The organism is Methylomonas sp. BG-2 (assembly GCF_057766305.1).
The window spans coordinates 1-1,240 of the sequence record NZ_JBYMAP010000487.1; the positions used below are offsets into that span (position 1 = coordinate 1).

Sequence of the window (1,240 nt, forward strand, 5' to 3'; positions counted from 1 at the left end):
CTGCCGGTTAGGGCCTTGAAGAGCTTGTGGTGAATTTCGAAACGGCCTTCCCCGACTTGGTTGGTGAAGGTGGTAAACGGCAGCCCGCCTTCGATTTCGGTATGGGCGTAATCGACGACGCCATAGCGGAAGGTCAGTTTTTCGATGCCGGGCAGCGGTGGATACCATTCGCTTTTGAAGTCGTAGCGGGTTTGGCGCAGGTCGATGCGCACGCTGGGGTTCAGCGCCTCGGCACCGAGAATATCGGCGAACTCGCCGATGAGGGCGGGGTCGATGTCGGGCAGCAACAATTCCAGACCGTCCAGATCGCTGGGGTCGATGCCGTGGGTGCCCTTGGGAATGCCGTAGCGGTTACCGGTCCGGCTGACCGCCATGCCGGCCATCGCCGACTCGCCCAGCCAGGCGAGGCCCAGCGAGCCGCCGGCGCTCTCGCTGTCGGTGTTCGGAATCGTGCCTCTGGCGTTGACGATATTATTCAGGCCGAACTGTTCGCGGACCGCGCCGGTATCGATCGCTTCGCCGGGAATTTCGGTGTCGTTGCGATTGCGATGAAATCCGGCAACGCGCAGCGCCAGCGCGTCCTTGCCCAGGTCCAGTTTGAAGCCGGAATGGGTGCCGTCGGCGTTGGTGTCGAAGCGGGTTTCGGCGGCGCCTTCGATCAGGCGGCCGGGGACGCGCTCGGGAATCCGGTTATCCTTGACGTCGACGATGCCGCCGATGGCGTTGCCGCCGTAGCGGATGGTGTCGGGGCCGCGCACGACTTCGATCTGCTCGGCGAACAGCGGCTCGATCGCGACGGCGTGGTCAGGACTGAGAAAGGAGGCGTCGTGGCTGCCGATGCCGTCCTGCATGATGCGCACGCGCGAGCCGGTCAGGCCGCGAATCACCGGCACGCCGACGCCGGGTCCGAACGAGGCGTTGGCCAGGCCCATCTGATTTTCCAGGGTTTTGCCCAAGGTGTCGGCTTGCTGAAGCCGTAAGGCGTCGCCGCTGATTTGGCTTTGATGCGGCGCCGAATCGGAGCGAAGTTTCTTTTCGACCACTTCGACGGCTTCCATTTCTAGCGCGTCGGATTCAGTGCCGGATTCCGCCGCGAATGCCGATCCGAGACCGGCCGCCAGCAATAACAGCACTGACGCGCCGAGTTTGGCGTGAATCGAGCCGAGGCGGCTTGGAAGCGTTGCGAGCGGCGCCGGCCCGCGCGGCGCGACTGGTGCGTTGTCGGCGGGAATGTTCGGCT

1 protein-coding gene is annotated in these 1,240 nt (G+C 64.4%); it reads right to left on the minus strand.

Annotation, left to right across the window (positions count from 1 at the left end; translation table 11 throughout):
* On the minus strand, window positions 1-1,133 hold a 1,133-nt coding region (locus tag AC3B8H_RS21500; protein WP_488443542.1), incomplete at its 3' end, for a TonB-dependent receptor plug domain-containing protein.
* Window positions 1,134-1,240 lie beyond the last annotated feature (107 nt).